Source organism: Allobosea massiliensis, from assembly GCF_042655245.1.
GTDB classification, from domain to species: Bacteria; Pseudomonadota; Alphaproteobacteria; order Rhizobiales; family Beijerinckiaceae; genus Allobosea; species Allobosea massiliensis.
This window is the reverse complement of the sequence record NZ_JBHSLU010000020.1, coordinates 1-25,639: the sequence shown is the minus strand read 5'-3', so window position 1 is coordinate 25,639 and position 25,639 is coordinate 1. Positions and strand designations below refer to the sequence as shown.

Genomic DNA, 25,639 nt, shown 5'->3' with positions numbered 1-25,639 from the left:
TCGGGGATCTCTCGGTTCAGGGTTGGCGTTCACAACCCAAACCTAACCGGCAATCGCCGGTGACCACCGTCAGCTACACCACGCTATGGGACACGACCAGATGAAGCGGGAGATAGGCCGTCAACACGATGGCGGGCGGCATGTCGAGGTGCGGACCCAGGAAATTCTTACGGCAGCGGCACAAGTCTCAGATCAGACGTCTGCTGTCGCAGAAGCTGTGGGCAGCGCGTCGATGGTCGCGTCAAGCGACGGGACGCGGACTGCAGCCGATGCAGCTTTTGATGCGATGCTATCGCAAACTCGCCTGATGCAACGACAACATGAAGAGGAGGAGGTAGAGGAGAAAGAGCGGCAGGGTCGGCTATTCGATATCGCGCGAGCGACGTTGGAACAGGCAAGATCTCGGCAGGAAGAGGCCGCACCGTCCAAAGCTTCTGCCGCGATCGAGGGTGAGAAGCCCGAAACCACCGCCTCGAAATTGGCTTCAGACGGACGGGCGGCGGTACCGGCAGTCCCGGTTCGACCGCGCATCAGCTCGATGAAAGAGATCGCTGCGCGTGTGACAATCTCGATGAAAGAGTACGGTCTCGATCCCCTCGCGCTTCCAGCTCGACCCACGCTAAGCAGCCCACCCAATCATACACCCTCCTCGCCGACCGCGGCTGGTGCTACGACCGTGCGGGAGAGTGACCCGCGACATGGTCGCGCTGCGTCGACCAAAGTCCCGCCTTCTTCTACTCCAAGGGCTCCGGCTGGAGCGTCCCCTGATGGTCACACGAACTCTAAAAAGCGACCTGCCTCACCACCAGCGCAACCTGGCAGGAAGGGCGATGGTCGGGGCGGACGGGAATAGTAGCTCACCGTGGTCGACGAATTCGAGAGGCAGCAAAAGCCCCACCAGGTCATGAAGTACCTTGGATCAGGCGACCGGAGCTATGCGCCACGTTCGGACGTTCGTGACCCGCCGGATAGCGGACGTTTATGAGTGTCAGTCTGGAGCAGCGAGCAACTAAGAGCAGCGTCGCCAGCCAGCGACCTCAACTTCTTTCCTGCTGCGCCTTCCAAGCCAAGTATTCAGGCTCGGCCTCCTGGGCCAGCGGGTAATAGCGACGCAGGTCGCCTCCCTTCGAGAGCATGAGGCGAGAGAAGTCCTCCCATTCTACGTGACGACTGCCGACTTCGAGCAGCCGCTCGGCATAGGCGATCGGCACGCAGATGGCCCCGTCATCGTCGGCAATAATGATGTCGCCTGGCCTGACATAGGTGCCGCCGCATGCGATGGGTACGTTCACTGCGTGGGGCATCAGCGTCGTTTGGGTGTGAAAATTCGGGCTGACGCCACGCATCCAGTAGCCGATGTCGAGTTTGAACGCCTTGGCGGCATCGCGGATGACGCCGTCGATGACCATGCCCTTGCCGCCCTTGCCGGCGAAGTAAGTCAGCATCATCTCGCCGAAAATGCCGCTTTCCATGTCGCCGCGGGCGTCCACGACAACGATGTCGCCGGCTTCGATGTGATAGAGCGCATGCCTGTGCAGCTGCTTCTCTCGATCCGCGTACTCGCCGTCGCCATAAAGATCTTCGCGCTTCGGCATGAACTGGAGGGTGACGGCCGGCCCGGCGACGACCTTGCCGCGGGAGTGCGGCACGGCTCCCGAAATCAGGGGATTCCGGATGCCCATCTTGTAGAGTTCACTCGATGCCGTGGCGGTGCCGATGCTGGCGAGCCCGTCCACCAGAGCCTTCGCCGGGCGATTGATCTTGGGAATGTCGAACATGGAGCGTTCCTGATGGTTGGCAGCGAGGTCTGATCTTCGTGAAGCCGTTTCAGAACGGCGTAGCCGCAAGCGGGGCTGTCACAACCCGCCAACCACCGGATGCCAATCGGGTCGATACGGGTCCTGGTGGAAACGGGCGTAGTAATCGCCCTTCTCTTCGTAGAGAGCGCCGTAATGGCGCATCTTATCCTCGTCGAGCCGAACGCCGAGACCGGGCCCGGTCGGCACGCGGATGGCCCCGCCTTCGTATTTCATCAGCCCACCCTCAATGATGTCATCGGTCAGGTAGTGGTAATGGGCGTCGCCGGCGAAGCTCATCTCGGGGATCGTGGCAGCGGTGTGCAGCATGGCAGCGAGCTCGATGCCGAACTCGGCACCCGAATGCATCGCAACGCCGAGGCCGAAGGTGCGGCAGACCGCCGACAGGTCCTTCACGCCGCGCGGGCCTTCCCAGTAATGGATGTCCGTCAGCACGATGTCGACGGCGCCGAGGCGAATAGCAGGGCCGAGGTCATCGAACTTTGCCGGATACATGTTGGTGGCGATCGGTGTGCGGACCGCCTTGCGCACGGCGGCATTGCCCTCCAGCCCCCAGGACGGATCCTCGAAATACTCCATCCCAACCGCCTCCAGCCGTTGGCCGATGCGGATCGCCGTCGGGACCGACCACACACCATTGGGGTCGATCCGCAGTCCGAAGTCCGGGCCCATCCGGTCGCGGCAGAGCTCGACGGCCCGCGCCTCGACAGTCGGCTCGAAGACGCCGGCCTTCAGCTTCATGGCGGTGACGCCGAGGGTCTCGTGCAACTCCTGGCAGAGATCGGCCATGTCTTCGGGATGTTCGTCATGACCGCCGCCCGGTCGATCGTAGCGCCAGAACAGATAGGCGATCATCGGAATGCGGTCGCGAACCGGTCCGCCGATCAGGTCGCAGAGCGGGCGGCCCAGCGCCTTGCCCTGAATGTCGAGGCAGGCCATTTCGATCGCTGCATAGAGCCTGGCATTGGAGAGATAGTAGATCGCCCGCAGGGTCTTGAGCTTGATCAGCTCGAGATGGAACGGGTCCATGCCGATGATGCGCGACTTGAGCTTCGTCAGCGCGCCGCGCTGGTCGCCACCGCCGACCTCTCCGAGACCAATGAGGCCCTCATCCGTCACCAGTTCGAGGATGGTGCGCAGGAAATAGCCGGGATGGACTCCGGTGTTGTGGCGAAGCTGCGCGTTGAGCGGGATCGCCACGCAGCGCACCCTCATATCGACAATCTTCATCGGCCATTCTCCCTTAGAGATGCATGCCGCCGTCGACGAAGAGCGTCGTGCCGGTGACGTAGCGGGCGGCGTTCGAAGCGAGGAACAGTGCGACGTCGGCGCAGTCCTCTGGCGTTCCGAGGCGCCCTGCCGGGATGCGTCCGAGTACGGTGTCGCGATAGGCCGCGTCCGCCAGCACCTCGCGGTTGCGCGCGGTCGCGATCGCGCCTGGGGCCAAGACATTGCAGGTGACCCCTTGTCCCGCGACCTGCCGGGCGATGGTGCGGACCATGCTTTCGAGCGCTGCCTTGCTGGCCGCGTAGATCAGCATCTCCGGATGTTCGCGCACTTGCTGGATTGAACCGATTGCGATCAGCCTGCCGAAGCCGCGTTCGACCATAGCGGGCACGAAAGCCTGGATCAGGCGATAATTCGCCGCGAGGTTCAGCTCCCATTGCCGGTCGATCGAGGCGCGCTCGAAACCTGCCCAGGGCTGCCGCTCCTGCAGAGCGGCATTCAGGATGAGGATATCGATCCCGCCGAGCGCCTTCCCGACCGCTGCCACCAGCAGCGCGACCTCCTCGGGCTGGGACAGATCAGCCGCGACGCCCAGGGTGGCGCCGGCCTGGCGGCAGGCATCGTCCAGGTCCGCACCGGGCAAGGGGGCATTGATGCAGACCCTGGCGCCGACGCCGGCCAATGCCTTCGCGATGGCCAGGCCGATACCTTGCGACGAACCTGTGACGAGCACCCGCCGACCCGCGAGATCGGGATAAAGACCGCTCGCTTCAGTCATGGCGATCGCCGAGCCTGGCATCGAAGGCGTCGCGCACGGCATCACCGAGGAAGTTCAGCGCCAGCACGGTGAGGAAGATCGCAAGGCCGGGAAAGAAGCTCATCCACCAGGACTGGTAGAACTGGATGCCGGTCGCGACCATGTAGCCCCAACTCGGCGTCGGCGGCTGGACACCGAGGCCAAGGAAGGACAGTGCGCTTTCGGTGATCAGCGCCTGCGAGGCCGAGAGCGATCCGTAGACGATGACGTTGCCGGAGACGTTCGGCCAGATGTGGCGAGACAGGATCCGCCAAGGGCTGGCACCGGCCGCCTTGGCCGCGATGACATAATCGACCTCGCGCAGGCTCAGCACCTCCGCCCGGACGAGGCGGGCAAAACCCGGCATCTTGGTGATGGCGATTGCCAGCATGGCGTTCATGAGGTCGGGGCCGAGCACTGCGACGATGGAAAGCGCCAGCACCAGGAGCGGGAAAGCCAGGAAGGCGTCCATCACCCGCATGATCAGCGCATCCCAGCGTCCGCCGAGCCAGCCTGAGATCAGTCCGAGGACAGAGCCAACGATCAAGGCCAGGCCGATCGCGAAAACGACGACCTGCAGCGAAACCGTCGCGCCGTGCAGGACGCGCGACAGCACGTCGCGCCCGATTTCGTCTGTGCCGAACCAGTGCGCCGGGCTCGGCGGCATGGAGAAGGCGTCCGGGTCGATATCGATAGGCGAATAGGGCGCGATCCAGGGCGCCAGCAATCCAAGCGCGACGATGACGGCGAGGACCAACACCCCGAACTGGCCCTGCCAGGACGTCAGGATGCGGCGCAGGATGATCGCGCCCGGCGAACGCGGTGCGCGCTGTTCCTGGACGGGCGAACGCGGCATCGATCCGGTCACGGCCACCATTGCCTCAGGCCTCGACCCGCGGATCGAAGGCCCGGTAGAGCATGTCGGTCAGCAAGTTCACCATGAACACGGCGATGACGATGAACAGGATCGCGCCCTGAATCACCGGGAAGTCGCGCTGGAAGATGCCATCCACCAGCATCCGGCCGAGACCGGGAAGCGCGAAGACGGTTTCCGTCACCACGGCGCCGCCGAGCAGCGCCCCGACCTGCAAGCCTATCACGGTGATGATCGGGATCAGCGCGTTGCGCAGCGCATGGCGCAGCAGCACGAGCCTTTCGCTCAAGCCCTTCGCGCGGGCCGTGCGGACATAATCCATCGACAGGACCTGAAGCATCGAGGCCCGCGTCTGGCGCATCACCAGCGCCGCAAAGGCCGTGCCGATCGTCAGCGACGGCATCACCATCAGCTTCATGTTCTGGGCGGGATCGTCGAGGAAGCGGACATGGCCAGAGGGTGGGAGCCAACCGAGCTGCAGCGAGAACAGCATGATCAGCAGCACACCCATCCAGAAATAGGGCACCGCCACCGAGGACATGGCGACGAGGCTCGCCGCGACGTCGATCAGACCGCCACGAAAGCGGGCGGCGAGAATCCCGGCGGGGACACCGATCGCCACCGCGATCAGGATCGAAAGAAGGCCGAGCTGCAGCGTGACCGGGATGCGCGCAGCCAGCATCGCGCCGACATCCTCGCGGGTCCGCAGCGAGCGGCCGAATTCGCCCTGGGCGACGCGGGTGAGCCAGGTGACGTAGCGGATGGGCGCCGGCTGATCTAGCCCGTACTCGACCCGTACGGCGGCGCGCTGCTCGGGTGTGGCCTGCTCGCCGAGGATCGTCACTGTCGGATCGCCGGGGAGGAGATTGGTCAAGGAGAAGACGATGACGGTGACGAAGAAGGCCACCGGGAGCATCTGGACGAGCTTCTTGCCGAGATAGCTGAGCACGGCCCGTCCCTCAGTAGCGATCGAGCCGGCGATGATCGCGCGCGATCTCGGCGATGACGGCATCGGACACGGCGAAATGCGCGGTCATTGCGGCGCGGGCAGCCGCCGGGTCGCGTGCGCGAATGGCGTCGATGATCGCCTGATGACGCGCGACGGTCGCCGCTGGGTCCCGCAGATCACGCTGCAAGCCGAGCGCGCGCTGGGTGAACTTGATCGTCTCCGCCAGAGCATTGACGAGGTGTTCGAGCAGGGCATTGCCGGAGCAGCGCGCCAGGGAGACATGAAAGGCAAGGTCGCCCTGCAGCCAGCGCTCGAAATCTCCGTCGATGTTGGCGCGCATCTTCTCTAAAGCCACCTCGACCGGCTCTAGCTGTAGCGGCGAGGCCCGCTCGGCGGCCAGTGATGCGACCTCGACCTCGATGGCCCGGCGCAGCTCCACCGCCTCGCGCAGCCCATTATCGGTCACCCGGACAGCCAGGCGCAGGAACTGATCGAGCGGCGCAACCGAAAGGCCCTTCACGGTCGTCGGCTTGCCCTGCTGGATCTGAACGATGCCCAGCGCCGACAGGCGTCCGAGCGCCTCGCGAACGACTGGCTTCGAAACGTTCAAGCGCTTGGCGAGGTCTGACTCCGAGGGCAGCGAGTCGCCGGGACGGAAGACGCGCTCCGCCACGCGGTCGATCACGAATTGCGTCACCGCTTCGGTCAGGCGCTGCTTGTCGGGCTGAAGTGCTGCGATATCGCTCATAACTTATCAGATATCTTGTGACGCAGTCCGGGTCAACGGGGTTCGATCGCGCGCCGCCAGTCGGCGCTTCGGCCAGCCCATCAATGCTGAATCTCGCATATGCAGCATTGATTCTGCGCATCCCCATATCGAGGCACGACAAAATCCATTTGCCCATCTCATAACATATCTGATAGGTAAAGCCGCCGGCGTTATGAATAGCGCCATGGAAGGAGATCGCGCAATGGAGATGATTTCACGTCGCGACATTTTGCTCGGCGCTTCGAGCCTGAGCTTTGTCGCCGGCCTGCCAGCCTTCGCGCAGCAGGGCTCCCCGGTCCTCGGCGGCACCATTGTCGCTTCGATGGACCTGCAACCCAAGAGCCTCGATCCGATCATGGGCGACGCGCCGACCTCGGATCGCTACGCGCTGATCCAGATGTTCGAAGGCCTGCTCAAATTCGACGTGCAGGGCAATCTCCAGCCTTCCCTCGCGACGAAATGGGAATGGTCGGAGGACAAGAAGTCCGTCGTCTTCAAACTGCGCGAGGGCGTCGTCTTCCATGATGGCGAGCCCTTCAATGCCGAGGCGGCCGTCTTCAACATCGCGCGCGTCATTGCCCCCGGCTCGACCGCGCCGCGCAGCCCCGACCTCGCCGACATCGCCAGCGCCGAGGCAGTCGATCCGATGACGGTCCGGATCAATCTAAAGCGGCCCTCGGGCGCGGCTCTGGCGTCGCTCGCGGTCGAGGCCGGCATGATGTGCTCGCCGGCGGCCCTAAAGAAGCTCGGACAGGATTTCGGCCGCCAACCCGTCGGCACCGGACCTTTTAAGTTCGCCGAATGGGTCGGCGGCAGCCAGATCCGCTTCGTGCGCAACGAGCGCTACTGGCGTGACGGAGCGGACGGCAAGAAGCTGCCCTATGCCGACGCCGTGACGCTGCGCATCATCCCGACCACGGCCGTGAAGATGGTCGAGGTCAAATCGGGCGGCGTCCATCTGGTGGATGGCGTGACGCCGCGTGATTTCGAAGAGGTTGAGAAGAACGAGGCACTCAAGCTCGTCGCGGTTCCGCCGGGCATCGCGCAATGGCTGACCTTCAACGTCAGCAAGGGCATCTTTGCCAACCCGGCGCTGCGCGCGGCGGTCAATCACGGCATCGACCGCAATGTGCTGATGAAGGGCATCACCCGCGGCTTCGGCGCGGTCACGCCGACCTGGGTGCCGCCGACCGACTGGTCATTCGATGCCAGCGTCCCTGCGCCCAAGCTCGATCCGGCCAAAGTCCAAGCCCTTCTCAAGGAAGGCGGCCAGCCCAACGGCTTCACCTGCAAGCTCTCGATCATCCAGCGCGACCCCGACACCCAGGTCGCGCAGATCGTCCAAGCCCAACTCAAGCCGTTCAAGATCAACATGGAGATCGAGATTCTGGAGCGGCAAGCCTGGGTGCCGAAGGTCCTCGGCCTCCAGCACGAGCTGGCCATGGGCCGCGTCAACGTTCCGCGAGCTGACCCCGACCATGTCTTCGGGCCGTTCTTCGGCCGCGCCGCCTCGCAGAATTGGTCTGGGATGAAGGACGAGGAGGTCTTCAGGCTGGTCGATCAGGGCCGCGAGGAAACCGATCAGGCCAAGCGCAAGGCGATCTACAAGGATCTCCAGGCTGCCCTGAACAAGAACGACTATTATTCCTGGCTGTTCTTCCGCGAGGCGCGCCATGTGGCCCGCAAAGAGCTCAACAACATCGTGCTGGATTCCGGCGGCGCCTGGCAGCTCGCCGAAGCCTGGCTCGCCAAGGCCTGACGCGAGCGCACGCTGGTAAGCGAATAGCGCCGTTCCGCAGTCGCAGCCTATGGGAAGTGCGCGCGATAATCTGCGCAATCTCAGAGTCCGCCCCGAAACTCATCGCGTTCGCGCGATGCGTCGGATGAGGGCCATGGCGGCTGCTGCGAAAGGAAGGCTGTCGCTGGGTGACGGGCTCTCAGTTGTGTCGCTCATCGGGCCAGCGCCATTTCCGGACATTGAGTGACTGCCGAAAAGCGGACGTTGCCCAGCGGGCAGCTTACCGCCCGATACTCAGCGACTTCACGCGGATGTGTTGGGCATCCGAAGGCCGCGCGGGAATGGGAGCGTCGCGCCGTGCGTTTCAGGCTCAGGTCACCACCGAGGAGCCGATATGCCACGAACACTCAAGATGCGACACGCGGCCTCGCTTGCCCTTTTGCTCGCCGCCGCCGTCTCCCCGACACTGGCGCAGCAGAGCGGCGCGGCGGGGATAACGTCGACCGACATCAAACTCTTCGTATCCGAGATGGATCGCGCCATGGCGCGCATGCATGAGGGCATGGCGGCCGCCAAGCCGACCGGCAATCCGGACCGCGACTTCGCAGCGATGATGATCCCGCATCATCAGGGCGCGATCGACATGGCCGAGATCCAGCTCCGCTTCGGCAAGGACGAGCGGCTTCGGCGACTTGCCCAGGGCATCATCGTCGAGCAGCGGCAAGAGATCGCGGTGATGCAGCGCATCCTCGGCGAGACGCCGGCGCCGAAGCCGACAGCCGCACCCGCACCCGCACAGGGCCATGCCAATCATTCCCACATGGAGAAGAAGCCATGAAGCGCGCCCTCGCCACCTTGCTCCTGCTGTCGAGCGCCGCGCCCGTCTGTGCGGGCCAGGCTCCTGGTCGGGCCGCGGCTCCAGACGTTCCAATCACGGCCAAGGACCGCTTCTACACCTCCGACCAATTCTCAAACACGGTCTCGGTCATCGATCCCTCGCAGAACAAGCTGCTCGGCGTGATCAAGCTTGGTGAGCCGACGCCGGCCAATCTGAGCCCGCTCTATCGCGGGCAGGTGCTTGTCCACGGCATGGGCTTCTCCCCGAATGGCAAGACACTCGCCGTCGTCTCGATCGGCTCCAACTCGGTCAGCTTCATCGACACCGCGACCAACACTGTGAAGCAAGTCGCCTATGTTGGGCGATCGCCACACGAGGCCTTCTTCCGGCCGGACGGCAGGGAGGTCTGGGTCTCGGTGCGCGGCGAGGATTACATCCAGGTGCTCGACGGCAAGACATTCGCGTCGACCGCGCGGATCAAGGTGCCGAATGGGCCGGGCATGACCATCTTCTCGCCCGATGGGCGTTACGGCTTCGTCTGCTCCTCCTTCTCGCCAGAGACGGTGGCGATCGACACCAGGACCCGCAAGGTCGTCGGGCGGATGAAGCAGGAGAGCCCGTTCTGTCCGGATCTCGCCGCAACACCGGATGGCGAGCAGCTCTGGCTGACGCTGAAGGATGTCGGCAAGACCATGGTCTTCCAAGCCAAGCCGCCGTTCAGAGCGCTGAAGACGTTGGACACCGGGCCGATCACCAACCACGTCAACATCGTACGCCGCGACGGCGATCAGTTCGCCTATGTCACGGTCGGCGGCACCAACGAGATCAAGGTGTTCCGCACCGGCGATTTCTCGCAGGCCGCGACGATCCCGGTCGGCGCGCTGCCGCACGGGCTGTGGCCGTCCGGCGATGGCACGCGCGTCTATGTCGGGCTGGAGAACGCTGATGCGGTCGCGGTGATCGATACCGCAAAGCAGGCCGTCATTGCGACGGTGCCCGTCGGCCAGGCACCGCAGGGTGTGGCCTATGTGCCCAACGCGGTCCCGAGCGGTGACGGAACAGCCAACCTTCAGCCGCTCTCGGCGGCGCAGAACTCGGCGCAGCTCTCGCTCGCGGGCTCCGACGGCAAGGCGGTCACGCAGGTGACACTGTTCAATCAGGGTCCGATCCAGATGCTGCAGGCGGCCGTCACCGGCCTCGAGCCCAAAGCGCCTTACATCCTCGCGCTGGCGAACGATGCGAAAGGAGAGACCGGCGTCCAGCCGCTCGCGCCCTTCATGACCAATCCGGCAGGCGCCGCGATCGTCAATGCGGTCGGGCCGATCCGGCAGGTGGTCACCGACGCCGAGCCCGATCGCAAGCGTTATCTCGTCATTCTGGCCGGCACCCCGGACAAGCCGGGGACCGTGCTGCAGTCGCAGGCGCCGTGAGGAGGTTTCCTGGAAGGCGCCCTCAGGGCGCCTTCTTCCCCTCTGCGTCGAACTGCTTGAGAAAGGCGACCAGATCAGCGATGCGCTTGTCGTCCTTCAGCCCGGCGTAGATCATCTTCGTGCCGGGCACCTTCGCCTTCGGGTCCTTGATGTAGTCGGCGAAGGTGGCTTCGTCCCAGGTCAGGCCCGAGGACTTCATCGCGTTGCTGTAGCTGTAGCCTTCGCGCTCCGCCGCCTTGCGGCCGATCACACCGTTCATGACGGGGCCGACCGTATTCTTCGCGGTCTCGCCGATTTGGTGGCAGGCCCGGCACTGGGCATAGGTCTTCTCGCCGGCGGCGGCATCCTGCGCACGGGCCTGAGCTTGCGCGAGCAGGCCCAGCGCAACGAGCGGGAGGATCATCTTCATCATCACAGGTCGTTCCTCACTTCTGCGGCGCGAACGGGCTGACCCATCCGCCGCCCTGTTTCGGCGCCGCCGGCGGGAACGCCTTTTCGAGATAGTCGAGCAGCACCTTTCGCATCTCGTCGTCGGGCGCGGGCATGGCGTGCTTGTCGGTCATCCAGGCCAGGGTCTCGTCCCAGCGGGCGCGGTTCATCCCTTGACGGCCAACGACCTTCATCGAGTGGCAGCCGACACAGTAGCCGAAGGTCTCGTCGCGTCCGGGAAAGTCCGGAATGGATTCGGGCGTGTCCTCGGCCTGCGCGAACGCGCAGACCGGAACGGTGAGAAGAGCGGCGGCGAGCGCCACCGCCTTCAGCTTATGGAATGCCGCCATCGTCAGCCCACCAGCACGGCGATGCGATGCATCGGGTTCGAGCCGTAGCCCTGTGGGTTCCAGTTCGTCGCGACATGGGGCTGCGCGACGCCGCGTGAATCCGTGGCCTTCACCCAGAGTTCGAAATAGCCTTCGCTCGGCAGCTTGAGCGAGCCGGTCCAGCGCACCCAGTCGTAGCGGTTCTTCGGCTTGGCCAGCGTCATCGTATGCCAGCGCTGCCCGCCGTCGGACGAGACCTCGACATTGGCGACCTCGTGATCGCCGGCCCAGGCCGCGCCGCGCAGCGAGACATCGCGGGCGGCTGCCGGCAGGCGCGTGCCGTTCGCCGGAGCCGTGATGATGGCGCGGACCGGCATCGAGGTCAGGTCGGTGAAGTTGATCTTGCCGTCGGCGTTGGAGCCCGGAACCAGCGGCACGGTCGGCACGCGATAGGAGGTCCCGCCCATGCCCTGGCCGTCATGCGGCGTGGCACGCACGAGGATGCGGTTGAGCCATTTCGAGGATAGCGAAGCCGGCCAGCCCGGCACGACGAGGCGCAAGGGCCCGCCATGGATATGCGGCAGCGGCTCGCCATTCATCGCCCAGACGATCAGCGAATGCGGCTCCAGCGCCTTCTCGATAGGCATGCCTCGCGAAATCGCGTCCTTGGTAGTGTCGCCCGAAAGATGCGGGTCGGCGCCGAAATGCCCGGTGAACTTGGCGCTGTCCTTCAGGCCGGCGGCTTTCAGAACGTCGGCGAGGCGCACGCCGGTCCACTCTGCGCAGCCGGCGCCGCCATTGGTCCACTGGTTGCCGCGCGCGGCCGGCTGGTAGAAGGAGCGGCCATTGCCGCCGCATTCCAGCACCATGCGGAAGCTGTGGGCAGTGAAGCGCTTTTTCAGCTCGCCCAGCGTCAGCGTCAGCGGCTTGTCGACCTCGCCTTCGATCTTCAGCGACCAGGCATCGGCGTCCTTGGCCTCCTCGGGCAGCTGGCCGTTGTTGCGAATGAAGAATTTCGCGATCGGCGTGGTGTCGTCGTCGAGCAGGCTTTCGGGCGTTTCGGCCACGAGCGGCCGGTCGCCCAGCAACGCCAAGCCCTTGTCCTTGCCCGGAAAGTCGAACGGTTGCGGGACTTTTGGCGCTGCCGCCGGAGCGCCTTGCGCCGAAGCGGAGGACAGGCCGCCATTCGAGCGTGAACCGAGCGGTGCGCCAAGCCCGGCCGCCACCCCGATCGCGGCGAGGCTGCCGCCGAGCAGAATGCTGCGGCGGGAGGCCGAAGGCATTTCGACGATATGGGAACTGGATTGGTCATTGGACGCGGCGTCCCGCGTGACTGCTTCTTCGAGCATGGCGTTTCTCCCGAGGACATGTTCCTCGGGAGACAAGACGCGCGACCCCGTCGAATTATTCCACTCTTGAAGAGAAGGTCTGAAAGGTTCAGGCCGTGCAGGGCCGACCCGTGGTCCTGATGTCGTTCAGCGCGGCAATTTGTTGGGAGGCAGGACCGTCGTTGCGGAGCGACATCGCGGCCAGGGCAGCGATCAGGTCGAGACGCGCCTCGTCGATGCCGACGCCGACCATGGCGTAGCCGATATCACCGTTGCGCCAGGCCCGGATCGAGATTCCGTCCTCCGTCGACCGCACGGGCTCGGCTGCACTCGTCGATGGTTCCGGCGAGACCCAGAGCCCGACACGACAGCCGTTCGGCCCCTCATAGCCCGCGAAGACCTCGCCATTCCGGGCGAGGCCGGGCTTGACGTCGAGGCGCACCAGACGAAGCGACGCCGCGGACAGATCAGGCAGAGCGGTCGACCGTGCGCCGGCGAGTTCGACGGACAGAGCAGCGGTCGCAGGAGCCTCGCCACCAGCCAGCCACGGCCGATGCGCCATCAGCGCGTCGCTCATGTCCTCGCTGCGCGGACCCAAAGTCGCGAACCAGATCGCGGAACCCATGCCGGCGACGAGGGCAAGCGTTGCGGCGATCGCCGCCAGACGGCGCGCGGATCCCCTTGTTTTCGTCCCGCGTGCGGAAATGGCGAAGGGCGGCGCGGTGTCCTCAGACAGGCCCGCCACATTGGCCTTCAGCGCAGCCAGGGTGGCAACTCTTCTTGCGAGACCGGAGTCGTGTGCCACGGCCGATGCGACCGACGCAGCTTCCGCCGGCGCCAGTTCTCCATCGACATAGGCGTTGAGCCGTTCCCAGGACACGGCCTGCCCGTTCATCATCTCGCTATCGTCACCCGACATGGCGGCGCCCCGTCGGAAAGGGCGTCACGTTCCGTCCGCCGATCTCGTCCAGCAGCGCGAGGCGTGCGCGGCTCAATCGGCTCATGACGGTCCCGACCGGCACGCCCAGAATCTCCGCCGCTTCGGCATAACGAAAGCCGGCGAGATCGACCAGTTCGATGATGTCGCGGTGTGTCGCGTCCAGCCTTTCGAGCGCCTGCCTGACCGTGATCTCCGCGATCAGCCGATCGTCGTGGCGCCAGGGTGTCTCCAGCCCCGTCTCGACCTCGCGATTGTCCGAGCGCACCGAGGCCCGGCGGCGATCATCGAAGAAGCCGTTCCGCAGGATCGCGAAAAGCCAGGACCGGATGCCTGACGCATCGGGCACGGTGTCGCTCGCCAACGCCTTCATCGCGCAGGATTGCAGAAGGTCGGCCGCCGCGTCACGGTCGCCGCTGAGCCGCAGCGCATAGCCGAAAAGCCGCTGCCAGTTCTGCCTCAGTGCCGTTTCGACCGCGTCGCGCAGGGCTTCGATCCTCATTGGAGCAATGCCAGACTAGCCGGCCTCATCCGCAATGGCGACAGCGATCTCCCGGCGCGAGGCCTCGCCGAAGAGCCGCTCCCTCGCAGCGGGTGACGCGGCGAGATGTGTCGGGCTCGGATGCGGGATCGCGATCACGGTGAGATCGGGCCTTGCTGCATCCAGCGCGGGCCGAAGGCTCTGCGCGACGCGGCCGGCGAGAACCACGACCTGCACACGCGGCAAGAGCGCGAGCAGCGCCGGCAAATCGCGCGCAGCAGCTTCGATGTCCATTCGGGTCGGCCGCCCGAGCTTCCCGCCACGGCGTGGCAGCCGCCATGGCACCGCGTTCCAGATCACCGTGTCCCATCGCGACAGCGGGAGCCCATCGAGAAATCGGGTCAGATTGCGAGCCGTCCCGGTGGGATTGTCGCGCGATGTCGTGCCGGTGGAAACCGAGGCCGGGCCGGGCGTTTCCAGCAGCACGAGCAGGCGAGCTGCGATGCCGCCATCCAAGGGATCGAAATCCGGCACGTCGCCATGGCGCGCCCGCAGCACTGCGGCAAAGCGATTGAGCGGCGCGACATGGGCCGGCTGCCTGTCAGGGGCCATCATCGGGACTGCTCCTCGTCGAGCAGCTCGCGAAAGGCCTGCGCGGCCCGGCTAACGTAACGCTCCTTGTGCCGCAGTATCAGAAAGCGGCGCGGTGGGATGTCGGCCGCCACGTCCACGAGCCCTCCGGAACGCAACGCGCTCGCGACGACGAGCCGCGACATCAGGCTCGCGCCGGCGCCAGCTTCGACCGCGGCGCGAACGGCTTCGTTGGCGGGCAGTTCGAGCGCGACGTCGAGGTCTGCGAGCGTGCGTCCCGCTTCCCGTAGCACCGTTTCCAGAAGCTGCCGCGTCCCCGAGCCCGGTTCGCGCAAAATCCAGGACGTTTCGCCGAACTCGTTAGGAGTGACGGCATCACGCACGGACCACGGATGATCGCGCGAGACGACGATGCTCATGTCGTCGGTTGCGACGCTCTCCTGGGTGAGATGGAGATCATCGATCTCGCCCTCGACGAAGCCGATGTCCGCCAGCCCGTCATGGATGGCGGTGGTCACGGTCTCGGTGTTGCCGATCACCAGCGGTGTTTCGATGCCCGGGTGGCGCTTGCGAAACGCAGCAAGCCTTGGCGGCAACCAATAGTTCCCGATCGTCTGGCTCGCGGCGAAAGCGAGCCTGCCGCGCTTCAGCCCCGCGAGATCGGCCAGGATCTGCTCGCCGGCGGCCGCGCGTGTCAGGATCGCCCGCGCCTCCTGGAGAAACAGTCGGCCGGCATCGGTTAGCGCGATCCGCCTACCCACGCGATCGAACAGCTTCACCGCGTGCCGATACTCCAGGGCCGCAATCGCCGCGCTGGTTGCTGACTGCGTCAGATTGAGATCGGAGGCGGCGCGCGTGACGTGCGCGCGCTCGGCGACCGCAACAAAGATCCGCAGTTGTTCGAGAGTCATACGAACGCCTCGCCGGAATAAATCGAAGGGCCTTTGCGTCTCCTCATCATCCCTCCCGACAGCGAGCATGCCTGATGACGAGCATCGAGCCCGACCACAACCAGCCACCGCCGCACCATTTCGACGACCATCCCGCGCGCCTCACGACCGACAGCGCGCGGCAGGGACCATGGGGCAAGCGCATTCTGTATGTCCTCGCCGGCAGTGTGTTCGGCTCGATCATAATTGCCGGCGCAGCCTTCCTCAGGCTCGCAGCCAAAGCTGATCGCGCTTCAATCGATACCAATCGAATTTATCGATCGAAACAAGAGAAACAACCTGTTGGATAAATCAATTACGGTAAGCGACAGATCACGCATCGAACGAATGGATGCCGCGATGACCCTGCCGACCCAGTCGAGAACGCCTTTAAATTCCTCTTCTACGCTCGACGCCCTGCCCATCTGGCCCGGCGTTCTGCTCTGCGTCGGTGTGTCGGCGGTCGCGCTGGGAATCGAACATGTCGAGGCGGGTTATTTCGGCCGGGTATGGTTGGAGGCGCTCGTCATGGCGATCCTGATCGGCACAGTGATCCGGTCGCTGTGGACGCCAGGCAGCGGCTGGCGGCCCGGCATTTCCTTCTCGGCCAAGACCCTGCTGGAGATCGCGGTGGTGTTGCTGGGCGCCTCGCTGAGCGCGGCGACGATCGCCGCGGCTGGAGCTGGCCTGCTGATCGGAATCGCGGTCGTCGTATTCGTCGCAATCGGGCTGAGCTATGCCATCGGCCGCCTGCTCGGTCTGCCACAGCGCATGGCGATCCTCGTCGCCTGCGGCAACTCGATCTGCGGTAACTCGGCCATTGCGGCGGTCGCGCCCGTCATCGGCGCTGATGGAGACGACGTCGCAGCCTCGATCGCCTTCACGGCGGTTCTCGGAGTCGTCGTGGTCCTCGGCCTGCCTCTCCTGATCCCGGCGCTCGGCCTGAGCGTTCACCAATTCGGCGTGCTCTCGGGATTGACGGTCTATGCTGTCCCCCAGGTCATCGCGGCCACGGCTCCGGCGGGTGCAGCCGCGATCCAGGTCGGCACACTCGTCAAGCTCGTGCGCGTCCTGATGCTCGGCCCGGTCGTGCTGGTCCTGTCGATGCTGTCTGGACGCCTGCGCGAAGAGACCGACAAACCTGCGCCGCATGTGACCGCCGGCGATCGCCCGGCGCCCAAGCGGATCGCCGTCCACCATCTCGTGCCCTGGTTCATCGTTGGCTTCCTCGTGATGGCGGCGTTTCGCTCGGCCGGCCTCATCCCGACCGCCCTTCTTTCGCCGCTGGCGACGGTTGCGAACCTGCTCACGATCGTGTCGATGGCTGCGCTTGGCCTCGGCGTCGACATCCGCTCGGTGGCCAGGGCCGGCCCTCGGGTCACGGGCGCGGTCGTCCTCTCGTTGCTCGCGCTCGCCGCCATCTCGTTCGGCCTCATTCATCTCATCGGCGTGGCGTGAGCCGGCGCCTCCGGAAAAACGAAAGGATCAACCCATGACCCATCTCAGCCGTCGCGATATCGGGATCCTCGGCGCCGGACTTGCCGCCTCGCTTGCTACGCCGGCAAGCGCCGCCGAGCCTCTACGCGTCTACGGCCCCGGCGGGCCGATGCCGGCGATGAAGGAGGCTGCCGCCACCTTCGGCAAGGCGCAAGGCATCGAAGTACAGGTCGAAGCCGGTCCGCTTCCGGCCTGGAAGGACAAGGCGACCAAGGACGCCGACATGATCTTCAGCGGCTCCGAGGTGATGATGTCGGACTTCATCGAAGCGATGCCCGGCATTGATCCCTCAACCGTGCAGCCGCTCTACCTGCGCGCCTCCGCAATCCTGGTCCGGCCGGGCAACCCAAAAAAGGTCGGCGGCGTGAAGACCCTGCTCGAGCCCGGCCACAGCATCCTAGTCGTCAACGGCGCTGGCCAGCAGGGCCTGTGGGAGGACGTAGCTGGCCGGCTCGGCCGCATCGCTGACGTCAAAGCCTTTCGCTCCAACATTGGGAAGGTCGCCAAGAACAGCGCCGACGCCCGGAAGGCGTGGGTCGAGGACAGTTCGCTCGACGCCTGGCTGATCTGGACGATCTGGCAGGTCGCCAACCCAACACTCGCGGACGTCGTCGAGGTCGAGCCGGACCTTCGGATCTATCGTGACACGGGCATAGCCCTGACGAAGCGTGGGCAAATGCGACCGGAAGCCAAGGGCTTTGTGGAGTTTCTCGCCTCGGCTGAAGGCCAGCGCATCTTCGCCAAATGGGGGTGGATGCGCGCTTAGCTCCAGCCTGTGTGGCTCGACTCCAGGCTTTAGGAGACCGCCCTGAAGCAGACCTTCTAAGCGTCAGCTAAGGGCCAAAGATGCGCATTGGCCGCCAGTGCCACGGTCGCCGCATAGCAAAAAAAGCGAGGACCGGAACCCAATCCAGGGAACCCCCGGGATCCTGAGCCGACGCGCCGTTTCCGGGTCACGGACTGGACCGGACGAGTGGAATGACGACGAGAAAGCGGAAGGCCTCCGCAGCTTGCGACGAGACGTTGCCGGGAGCGGAGGATCTCTCGCGATATGCCCGCACCTATGCGCAGCTCGGCGACCATGCCGAGCGGCACTTCCTCCTGTGGCAGCTGTCGAGCGCGCATGCGATGCTGTTGGAGCAGGATGGCGACCGGATTCATGCCGAGTTCGGCGGACTGAACGGACGTCAGCTTGCCGAGGGCGCCAGGGCGCAGGCGCGGTTCTTCGCCTTCATGCTGGCGGAGGCGCCGGCGCAGCGTGACGAGCATCTGGAGCGCAAGATCACCGTTTATGAGGCGATGATCTTCCAGGAAGACGAGATGGCGCGCTCGCACACGGCGGTTATGGTCGAGGCGGCGATGCAGGTCGATGCCCGCAAGCTCGGCATCAACCTGACCAAGGTCGCGATCGAGCCCGGCTCGATGAGTCGGCATTGAGGGGACGCCGCCATGAGCTTCCTCTTTATGGACTTCGAGGCCAGCGGTCTTGAGCCGGCGTGGGATGTGCCGCTGCAGGCTGCCTACGTCGAGACCGACAGCGATCTGCGCCCTGTGCGAGAGACTGTCTTGCGGGCGCGCTTGCCCGCCTATGTGGTTCCTTCGCCTGACGCCCTGCTTGTCACCGGCCTCGACCCCTACAGGATCGAGGCCGCGCCCCTGTCGCAGCTCGAGCTGATGCGGGCCGTCGCCGGCATCCTTGACGCCGCTTCACCGGCCACAATCCTGGGCTACAGCAACCTCAAATACGACGAGGAGTTACAGCGACACAGCGCCTTTCGGACGCTGCTCCCGCCCTATGCGACCTCGATGCCGGGATTGGCCCGCGCCGATGTGCTGACCATGCTGCGCGCGGTGGCGATGCTGGCGCCCGACACGATCACCATCCCGGTGACGCCGCAGGGCAAGCCGACGATGCAGCTGGGGCCGGTCTGCCGTGCCAACGGCATCGCCTTCGACGAAGCCGATGCTCATGACGCGTTGAATGACGTCCATGCCACGATCGCGTTGTTCAGGCTCCTGCGCGAGCGTGCACCCACCATCATCGCGGCGATGATGGCCAATGCCCACAAAAGCGGGCCCGCCGGACTGCTCGCTCGCCCCGAACCGCTTGGGCTCGGCCTGTTCAACCGGATGATCCCGATCGGCGGCATTATGCCGACGCCCGGGAATGCGTCGTCCTGGGCTGTCGCCGATCTCACCGTCGACCCGACCTATCTCGACGCCCCGCCCGAGGAGCTCGGCGAGATGCTGTTCGCGAACGGCGAGCGCCCGATCCGGCTGGTCAAGACCAATGCCCAGCCGATTTTGTTGCCCTGGGAGATGGCGGCTCCCGCTGCACGGGGTGAGGTCCCGCCGGATCGAGAGTTGCAGACCCGTCTGGCCCGCATCCGCGGCCATGCGTGCTTCCGCGACAACCTCGCGATCGCGCTGGCCGGGCGCTTCGCCGGCAAGGAGCCGAGCCCCTGGCCGGACGACAGCCTCTATAGTGGCGGCTTCATCGGCCGGGATGACGCGATCACCTCTCGGCGCTGGCACGAGGTCGAATGGGACCAACGGGTGCGGCTCGGCCGCGAGCTTCTCGGCGACGTCCGGCTGAAAGCCTTCGCCAATCGCTGGGCCTGGCTCGAAGCGCCGGGCGAGCTCTCCGCCGCCGAGCGCGAGAAGGGTGCGGCGTGGTTCGACCACCGCCTCGATACGCGGGACGACGTGCCTTGGCTCACGCGCCCGGCCGCCCGGGAACGCATCGCTGCGCTGAAGGCCGGGGCCGGCCCAGGCGATCTTGCCCGGGTCCGTCAGCTCGACGCAATCGAGCGCTGGATTGCCGGGCGCGGCAAGCCGCTGTCGTGCGCCGCCTGAACGGAACACCATGGCCGACATCAGGAAGGCGCCCCCGCGTGGGGCGCCTTTCTCAGTTTCAGCGAACGGAGGTGAAGCGCAGCCGATGGGGCTGTGACCCACGAGAACAAGACCATGACCGACAACGACTAGGACCGGAGCCTCGCTCCGATGGAAGCCGCCGGCGACACCGGCAGCCAGAACACGCAGGGTCCGATCAGCGATCCGCTCGCCACCATCACGGGGGCCATCGGTGAAGACCCCACCCTCGCCGAGCTCATCGCCTTCAGGGACAGCTCCCCAGATCTCAAGCGGTTCGCCATCGAAGCGAAGCGCTGCGAGGACGAAGCCGAGCGGCTATGGTTCCGGCTCAGCGAAGGCAACCACGTCAAGATGGCCCGGATCAGCCTGAAGATCGTGGCCTTGAGCTGCACCGCCATGGTCGCGATCTGGCCGGTCGATACCGTCGAGGACGCCGACGCCAAGAAGGCGCTGGCAAAAGCCACCGCCTCGCAAGGCGACAGCACCGACTATGGCCAGGCGCCATCCCTCGACGCCGAGATGGCCGAGCGGATCAGGTTGCACCGCGCCGCCTTCGCGGTCGGTGAACTCGTCGTCCCTCCCGGCCCGGCGGCTCCCGCCGGGGCCGACCGTGGGCTCGCTACCTGGCCGCTGTCGCGCTTCGATCTGGTCGACACGGTGCCGCTCGAAGGCGGCGACGCCTCGATCGCTGGCCAGCAGCTCATGCGCTGGTCGGCCTTCGTCGATGACTATCCGACGCTGTCCGATCTGGTCGATCGCTTCGCGCGGATGATGGCGACGGCCGACCGGCTCATGGTCCTGGCGGACACCACCTCCGAGGATCCTCGCCCGCTGCGCCGTGCGGCCGAAGGCGCTCGCATCCTCGCCTATCTCGCGGCGGCGCGAGCGGCGATCTGGCCGGCGATGCTGCACTCCACCGATGCGCAGGCAAAGCACCGGCTGGCCGCGCTCGTCAACGAGCGGGCCTGTCGAGGCGACGCCCTGCATCAGCAGGCGGCGATCCGCCATCTGGTCGGCGAGGCGGACTGGATCGCGAAGGCGTTCAGGCTAGGCGCCACGCTGGAACTCAAGCCGATGTGGCTGCCCGTGGTCTGACGGAACGAGCACCGCAAGGGCTGATGGAGGCGTCCCCGGCGGGGACGCCTCTGTCCATGGCGGAGGGAGGGATTACGCGGCCCGATGGTCGTAACCCCATAGGAAAGTCCCCAACATGACCAGAAATACCGAGGATGGTGGGCGCTCGCTCGCCAGGCGCAGCGAAGGCCCCGTGGAGGAGCCCGGCAACCGGGCGCTGCACGATCCGATTGCGATGGCGGTCGAGATCATCAGCAGCGATGACCCGAGCGTCGGCGAGTTGGCGGCCTTCCGGCGCCAACCGATCGACCTGAAGGCGGCGGCGCGCAACGCAAAAAGCCTGTCGAACGAGGAGTTCCGGCTCAATCTCGCCAAAGACCTCGGCGAGCGCGAGTACAACCTCGCCTGTGCCGGGCTTCAGATCATGAGCCTGAGCCTGGTCGCGCTGACGGCAATCTGGCCAGCCGATGACCTCGACCAGGCCGAGGCCAAGCTCGCCCTCGCCGAGGCGACCGGCGCCCTGCACCATCGCCGTGACAAGGGCTTCGTCTCGATGATGGACGCGACGCTGGCGCGCCGCCTGCGCTGGAAGCGCACCGCCTTCAGCGTGCCGGCGCTCATGTTGCCGCCCGCACCGCCGGCGCCAGCGAGCGACAGCCGCGGGCTGGCTGCGTGGCCGCTCGAGCGCTGGGAACTCTCCGCCGGCCTGGAGCTCCGTGGCGGCCCACCAGCGTATGCCCACAACCAGATCGGGGAATGGGTCGGCTACGCCAGCGACGCGCCCGATCTCGATCGCCTGCTGCAGCGCGTCCGGAGCCTGTTCGAGACTTGCGACCGCCTGATCGCGCTGGCCCAGCGCGGTCCAGAGAACGCGAGCGAGCTGATGGTCGCGGCCGAAGGCGCACGCATCGCAGGCTACCTCGCCGCGGCACAGGTCATGATCTGGCCGGTGCACAACCGCGCCGCGCTGGCGATCAAGAAGGAGATCGTCGCGCTGATCAACCTGCGCGGCGAGATCGGCGATCCTGTGCACATGCAGGCGGCGATCCGGCACGTCACGGCGGATGCCGCATGGGTCAAATCGCTGCCGCCGGACAGCCGCGACCGGCTCGTCTTCGAATGGAGTGCCCTGGTGTAGCTGGCGCGCAGCACGAGCCATCCAAGGACACAACAAGGGAGGCGTCCGCGTGCGGGCGCCTCTTCGCTTTCGGGAACGGAGGAACTGCGCAGCCACGTGGCTGTGACCCCCAAGGAACCTGGGACGACAACATGACTACCATCAACGCGCTGTCGCTCGCCGACATCGAGCTCGACCTGCCACTTTGGCCTGTCACCGACGACCTCGCCGGCTTTGCCAACCAGCTCTCACTCAAGGCCGGCCTGGAGCAGGGCTATGCCGCTTTCGCTGCGAAGGCCTTCTCGCTCGGCGAGATCAGCGCCCGCGCCATCGGCTACGCCAACGAGGTGACGCGGTTCGTCGCGCTGGCCGGCACCTCCGACCGCCAACAGATCGCCTACCTCTTCGACGTGCTGATCGCGCTCTCGCTGCTCGACGCCGCCGCGACAGTCACCGTCGCGCTCGCGCCGCCGCGCTCAAAGCGCGACTTCGCAGCCCGCCGACGCGTTCTCGACGACGTCGTCGCGGCCGTCGGGAGCGACCAGGAGTTCGCGGCGCTCGCCCGCAAGGCGTTTGCCCACCCCGGCATGGACGACACCGGCCATGCGGACCTCACCTTCGACGCTGCGACGGTGCCCGGCCTCGACGAGGTCCGGGACGGTCAGCCGGCGATGATCGGCCTCGAGCAGGGGCTGAGCCTCATGAGCTTCCTGCGCAACCTCGCGCCCGTGAACACGCTGATCGAGCGCGCCAGCCTGCAGCTCGACGATGCCGATCGCTTCGCGGTTGCCAACGAGGCGGATGAGGTCGATCGCGAGTGGCTCGATCGGCTTCAGGGCGCCTACCACGGCGCCGGGCTGCTCGCTGCGGCCGATCTGGCGCGGGCCGGCCTGATCGCCGCCGTCGCCACCCAGGACGACGAGACGTCTGGAGACCGCATCAACGCGATCACCGATCGTCTTCGAGATGAGCGACTGCGCGACGTCGTCCTGTTCGCACAGGCCGCCGCCGAACGGCTGAAGGAGCTTCGGCTCATGCAGCGCCGGATCGCGGACAGCGAGCGACAGCGCTGACCGGCGCGCCCTGCGCAAACGCCGCCCATCGCGATGGAGGGCGCCGCCGTTTGCGGCGTCCTCGTTCGTTGCCAGAGATGACGGGGAGGAGCGTAGCCGATTGGCTAGGACCCCATGAGAAGCAATCATGAATATAGACATTTTCCAGCCGATCCTGCCGCACAGCGACGGCCCGGACAAAGATGAGCGCCAGCGGGATGCTGCGGGGTCGACCTGCGGACGATTTCCGCTCGTTCAAGTGATCGACGAACTCGAGGCGCTGGAGCGTCTCATCGACGATGACGCGCGGCCACTGCGGCGCTTCGCTGCGGTCTGGCAGGACCGGCCTTCGCTTGTGGCCATCCGCGCCCGCGCTCGCTTCCATACCGATGAGCTTGGCCGCCTGCTCGGTCAGGTGCGCGAGGGGCAGATCACGGCCTATGCCGAGGTTCTCAACTGCGCCAGGGCGTTGGCGCTGCTGATCGACAGCGCCAATGTCGCGACGATCCTGATCGCGCCGCGGGAGCCTGAGGATCATCGGGCGCTCGCGAGCTTCCGCCGTGCGCTGCGTGCGCAGGCGAGACGCTCGCGCGACGCGGCGCTCCGCTACCGCACAGACGTGATCTGCGGCGGCGCACTCGTCGCGATGAGCGAACAGAATGTCCGACCGCCCCGGCTGCCGCAGGCGTCGCCCGATGCGCTCGGGGCGCGGCCAGGCGAGGCTGCAGCCTATTCGCTCGCGCTCGCGCCATCGCTGCAGCTCTGGCTGGAGACGGGGATCGATGCCGGCGATCATCTGGCAGGCGCACTCACCCTGCTGACGCAGGTCGACGTCTGGCGGCGGGTGCAGCGACGCGTGAGCGAGCCAGCGCTGTTGGATGAAGCGATCCGAGGCGCGATGTTGCTGGCCTATGTAAGGCTGGCACGGCTGGTCCTGTGGCCGGCTAGCGACGCTGACAAGGTCGCGATCCAGCGCAAGGCGCTCGACTTGATCGGACCGCGCCATCGCGATCCCGAGCACCTGCGGGCCGCAGTCGAATGGGCAGCCGCTCGCAAAAGCCACTGCATAGGGCGTTGAGCGCGGCAGGCGTCGCAGCGGTCTCAAAAAGCTTCCAAAGGCGCGACGGTCTCCGCCGCGCCTTTCGTCGTGATGGCAGCAGCTTGTGTGCAGCTCAACCGAGCCGACCCACGGGACCAGGACCATGACCGACATCAACACCGCAACGCTTCGTGACCTCAGCCTCTCGACGGAGACAACAACCGTCCTCGACGCGCTCGCCGCGATCGAGACGCGGCTGCCCGAAATGCCCGACGATCTCGAGCGCTATGCCAGGCTGTTCGACCGCCTGCCGCCGCTCCTCGACCTGCGCGACCGGGCCCTCGTTCATGCCCGTCAATACGCGCGCTTCCTCGCGCTCGCAGAGGCTGACCCTTCCGCACTCGAGCAACGCGTCGACACCGGCAATGCGCTCGCCGTTCTCGCCCACGCCAGCGAGATCGCCATGCTGCTTCTGCCGGCGATCTCCCCCGAGGATCGCGTCGCGCGGGCGATGTTGTCGCGCGAACGCGATGAGCAGTATCGAAGCGGCAGGGGCGTCCACGCCACCGAGCTGATGATGCGCGCACTGCAGCGCGCCAGCCCTTCTGACATCATAGGGCTCACCCGCGACGGGCGCGTCCCGCCGGAGCATCAAGAGACCGCGGCCCGGTTCCGTGGCGAGGTCCACGGCCACGCTTTGGAAGGCGCCAGCACCGCGCCCGGCAGCTACCTGCTGGAGGACGCTCTCTCGCTTGAAGCCTGGTTCAAGCGGCCTCCCGACCTCGCCGCCTTGCTGAACGAGGCCAAGACGCATCTGGGGTCAGTCGACGCCTGGTCGGAGCCCGATGAGGTCGGTCCGTACTGGTATGGAACGACGCGCGGCGCCCTCGTCCTCGCCTATGCGAAGCTCTGTCGCGTTGGGCTTTGGCCCGCGCGGAGCTCGGATGATCTGGTCGCCAAGCTCGACACAGAGCGCCTGATCTCCGAGCGCAACCGCGACCCCGATCACATGCGAGCCCTGGTCGAGATCGCCCTTGGTGTCGGACGCCGCATCGCGCGGCAGGGTCCGCCCTTCATCACCGCGCTCAGTGGCGTCGAGCTGTGAGGCGCGTAATGAATAGGACCAAGCCTCACTCGGACAACGACATCGACGCGGCAGAGGCGTGGCGTGACCATGGCCATCGGGCTCTGATCAAACTGCTGCGCGACCAGCGCCCCGACGGCGGACCTATGCACCGCGAAACCGAGCCGGATAGGGAGCCGTCCCAGCCCACCGGACCGGTTATCGAGATCTTCGACGCCGATCGGCTCGCGCGGCGGCTGGGTCATGGCGATGGCTTCATCGGCGATCCCGCTGAGGCCAACAATGACGAGGATGCCGCGCAGGCGCGCCAGATCAGACTCTGGAACCGCATGCTCCACGTACGCCTCCGAGGAGGGCCATCTTGCGCTGATCAAGAGGCGGTAGCTGACTGTCGATATGGATAGCCATATTGATAGTCATGCGGTTACGCGTCTGGA

26 protein-coding genes are annotated in these 25,639 nt (G+C 66.0%); 13 read left to right on the top strand and 13 right to left on the bottom strand.

The window, feature by feature from the left end; all coding sequences use genetic code 11:
• Positions 1-1,037: 1,037 nt before the first annotated feature.
• From ACFPN9_RS10575 to ACFPN9_RS10550, 6 genes are all read right to left on the bottom strand, one after another.
• Entirely contained in the window at positions 1,038-1,778 is a 741-nt protein-coding gene (locus ACFPN9_RS10575) for a ribonuclease activity regulator RraA (protein WP_068178191.1), read from the bottom strand.
• A 78-nt stretch (positions 1,779-1,856) separates the two neighbouring features.
• A complete protein-coding gene (locus tag ACFPN9_RS10570) occupies positions 1,857-3,047 on the bottom strand; it encodes an enolase C-terminal domain-like protein (RefSeq protein WP_067993473.1) in 1,191 nt (396 codons plus the stop codon).
• A gap of 13 nt (positions 3,048-3,060) precedes the next feature.
• On the bottom strand, positions 3,061-3,822 hold the full coding sequence (locus ACFPN9_RS10565; protein WP_377816861.1) for an SDR family NAD(P)-dependent oxidoreductase: 762 nt from the start codon (positions 3,820-3,822) through the stop codon (positions 3,061-3,063).
• The gene (locus ACFPN9_RS10560; RefSeq protein WP_067993489.1) at positions 3,815-4,696 is read right to left on the bottom strand and encodes an ABC transporter permease; all 882 of its coding nucleotides are present in this window, start codon (positions 4,694-4,696) and stop codon (positions 3,815-3,817) included. Before ACFPN9_RS10560 ends, ACFPN9_RS10565 begins: the two co-directional genes overlap by 8 nt.
• Positions 4,697-4,721: 25 nt before the next feature.
• Positions 4,722-5,663 carry an ABC transporter permease gene (locus tag ACFPN9_RS10555; protein ID WP_156448897.1) on the bottom strand — a complete coding sequence of 314 codons (942 nt, stop codon included), beginning with the start codon at positions 5,661-5,663 and terminating at the stop codon, positions 4,722-4,724.
• 10 nt (positions 5,664-5,673) lie between these two features.
• A complete protein-coding gene (locus ACFPN9_RS10550) occupies positions 5,674-6,411 on the bottom strand; it encodes a FadR/GntR family transcriptional regulator (protein ID WP_067993475.1) in 738 nt (245 codons plus the stop codon).
• Positions 6,412-6,634: 223 nt separating this feature from the next.
• Here ACFPN9_RS10550 and ACFPN9_RS10545 point away from each other — a divergent pair, with 223 nt between their 5' ends.
• From ACFPN9_RS10545 to ACFPN9_RS10535, 3 genes are all read left to right on the top strand, one after another.
• Positions 6,635-8,191, top strand: a complete 1,557-nt coding sequence (locus ACFPN9_RS10545; protein WP_067993476.1) for an ABC transporter substrate-binding protein — start codon at positions 6,635-6,637, stop codon at positions 8,189-8,191.
• A gap of 373 nt (positions 8,192-8,564) precedes the next feature.
• Positions 8,565-9,008, top strand: coding sequence for a CopM family metallochaperone (gene copM / locus ACFPN9_RS10540; RefSeq protein ID WP_067993477.1), 444 nt, complete (start codon positions 8,565-8,567; stop codon positions 9,006-9,008).
• Positions 9,005-10,438 (top strand): YncE family protein, encoded by a 1,434-nt coding sequence (locus tag ACFPN9_RS10535; RefSeq protein ID WP_067993478.1) that lies wholly within the window; start codon positions 9,005-9,007, stop codon positions 10,436-10,438. Before copM ends, ACFPN9_RS10535 begins: the two co-directional genes overlap by 4 nt.
• Before the next feature lie 22 nt (positions 10,439-10,460).
• Here ACFPN9_RS10535 and ACFPN9_RS10530 read toward each other — a convergent pair whose 3' ends face one another.
• The 7 genes from ACFPN9_RS10530 to ACFPN9_RS10500 form a co-directional block, all read right to left on the bottom strand.
• Positions 10,461-10,847: a c-type cytochrome gene (locus ACFPN9_RS10530; protein WP_067993503.1), complete on the bottom strand. Its 387-nt coding sequence runs from the start codon at positions 10,845-10,847 to the stop codon at positions 10,461-10,463.
• Between the two features lie 16 nt (positions 10,848-10,863).
• The gene (locus ACFPN9_RS10525) at positions 10,864-11,190 is read right to left on the bottom strand and encodes a hypothetical protein (RefSeq protein WP_156448896.1); all 327 of its coding nucleotides are present in this window, start codon (positions 11,188-11,190) and stop codon (positions 10,864-10,866) included.
• Positions 11,191-11,219: 29 nt separating this feature from the next.
• A complete protein-coding gene (locus tag ACFPN9_RS10520) occupies positions 11,220-12,545 on the bottom strand; it encodes a sulfite oxidase (RefSeq protein ID WP_082733096.1) in 1,326 nt (441 codons plus the stop codon).
• 88 nt (positions 12,546-12,633) lie between these two features.
• The gene (locus tag ACFPN9_RS10515) at positions 12,634-13,443 is read right to left on the bottom strand and encodes a hypothetical protein (protein ID WP_156448895.1); all 810 of its coding nucleotides are present in this window, start codon (positions 13,441-13,443) and stop codon (positions 12,634-12,636) included.
• Entirely contained in the window at positions 13,433-13,963 is a 531-nt protein-coding gene (locus tag ACFPN9_RS10510; RefSeq protein ID WP_067993481.1) for an RNA polymerase sigma factor, read from the bottom strand. Before ACFPN9_RS10510 ends, ACFPN9_RS10515 begins: the two co-directional genes overlap by 11 nt.
• Positions 13,964-13,978: 15 nt before the next feature.
• On the bottom strand, positions 13,979-14,557 hold the full coding sequence (locus tag ACFPN9_RS10505) for a uracil-DNA glycosylase family protein (RefSeq protein WP_082733097.1): 579 nt from the start codon (positions 14,555-14,557) through the stop codon (positions 13,979-13,981).
• Positions 14,554-15,444 (bottom strand): LysR family transcriptional regulator, encoded by an 891-nt coding sequence (locus ACFPN9_RS10500; protein WP_067993482.1) that lies wholly within the window; start codon positions 15,442-15,444, stop codon positions 14,554-14,556. The genes ACFPN9_RS10505 and ACFPN9_RS10500 overlap by 4 nt, the downstream gene beginning before the upstream one ends.
• Before the next feature lie 378 nt (positions 15,445-15,822).
• Here ACFPN9_RS10500 and ACFPN9_RS10495 point away from each other — a divergent pair, with 378 nt between their 5' ends.
• The 10 genes from ACFPN9_RS10495 to ACFPN9_RS10450 all read left to right on the top strand — a co-directional run bounded on the left by ACFPN9_RS10495 (position 15,823) and on the right by ACFPN9_RS10450 (position 25,606).
• Positions 15,823-16,920 carry a YeiH family protein gene (locus ACFPN9_RS10495; protein ID WP_377816864.1) on the top strand — a complete coding sequence of 366 codons (1,098 nt, stop codon included), beginning with the start codon at positions 15,823-15,825 and terminating at the stop codon, positions 16,918-16,920.
• Positions 16,921-16,954: 34 nt separating this feature from the next.
• Positions 16,955-17,725 carry a substrate-binding domain-containing protein gene (locus ACFPN9_RS10490; RefSeq protein ID WP_067993483.1) on the top strand — a complete coding sequence of 257 codons (771 nt, stop codon included), beginning with the start codon at positions 16,955-16,957 and terminating at the stop codon, positions 17,723-17,725.
• A 212-nt stretch (positions 17,726-17,937) separates the two neighbouring features.
• Entirely contained in the window at positions 17,938-18,396 is a 459-nt protein-coding gene (locus tag ACFPN9_RS10485) for a hypothetical protein (protein WP_068072636.1), read from the top strand.
• 12 nt (positions 18,397-18,408) lie between these two features.
• On the top strand, positions 18,409-19,815 hold the full coding sequence (locus tag ACFPN9_RS10480; protein WP_377816850.1) for a hypothetical protein: 1,407 nt from the start codon (positions 18,409-18,411) through the stop codon (positions 19,813-19,815).
• 150 nt (positions 19,816-19,965) lie between these two features.
• Entirely contained in the window at positions 19,966-20,931 is a 966-nt protein-coding gene (locus ACFPN9_RS10475) for a hypothetical protein (RefSeq protein ID WP_377816848.1), read from the top strand.
• Between the two features lie 115 nt (positions 20,932-21,046).
• Positions 21,047-22,048, top strand: coding sequence for a hypothetical protein (locus tag ACFPN9_RS10470; protein ID WP_066734738.1), 1,002 nt, complete (start codon positions 21,047-21,049; stop codon positions 22,046-22,048).
• 131 nt (positions 22,049-22,179) lie between these two features.
• Positions 22,180-23,100, top strand: a complete 921-nt coding sequence (locus tag ACFPN9_RS10465) for a hypothetical protein (protein ID WP_377816846.1) — start codon at positions 22,180-22,182, stop codon at positions 23,098-23,100.
• A gap of 127 nt (positions 23,101-23,227) precedes the next feature.
• Positions 23,228-24,157, top strand: coding sequence for a hypothetical protein (locus ACFPN9_RS10460; protein ID WP_377816844.1), 930 nt, complete (start codon positions 23,228-23,230; stop codon positions 24,155-24,157).
• Between the two features lie 124 nt (positions 24,158-24,281).
• On the top strand, positions 24,282-25,223 hold the full coding sequence (locus ACFPN9_RS10455) for a hypothetical protein (protein ID WP_377816841.1): 942 nt from the start codon (positions 24,282-24,284) through the stop codon (positions 25,221-25,223).
• An 8-nt stretch (positions 25,224-25,231) separates the two neighbouring features.
• Positions 25,232-25,606, top strand: a complete 375-nt coding sequence (locus ACFPN9_RS10450) for a hypothetical protein (protein ID WP_377816839.1) — start codon at positions 25,232-25,234, stop codon at positions 25,604-25,606.
• The last annotated feature ends 33 nt before the right edge of the window (positions 25,607-25,639 follow it).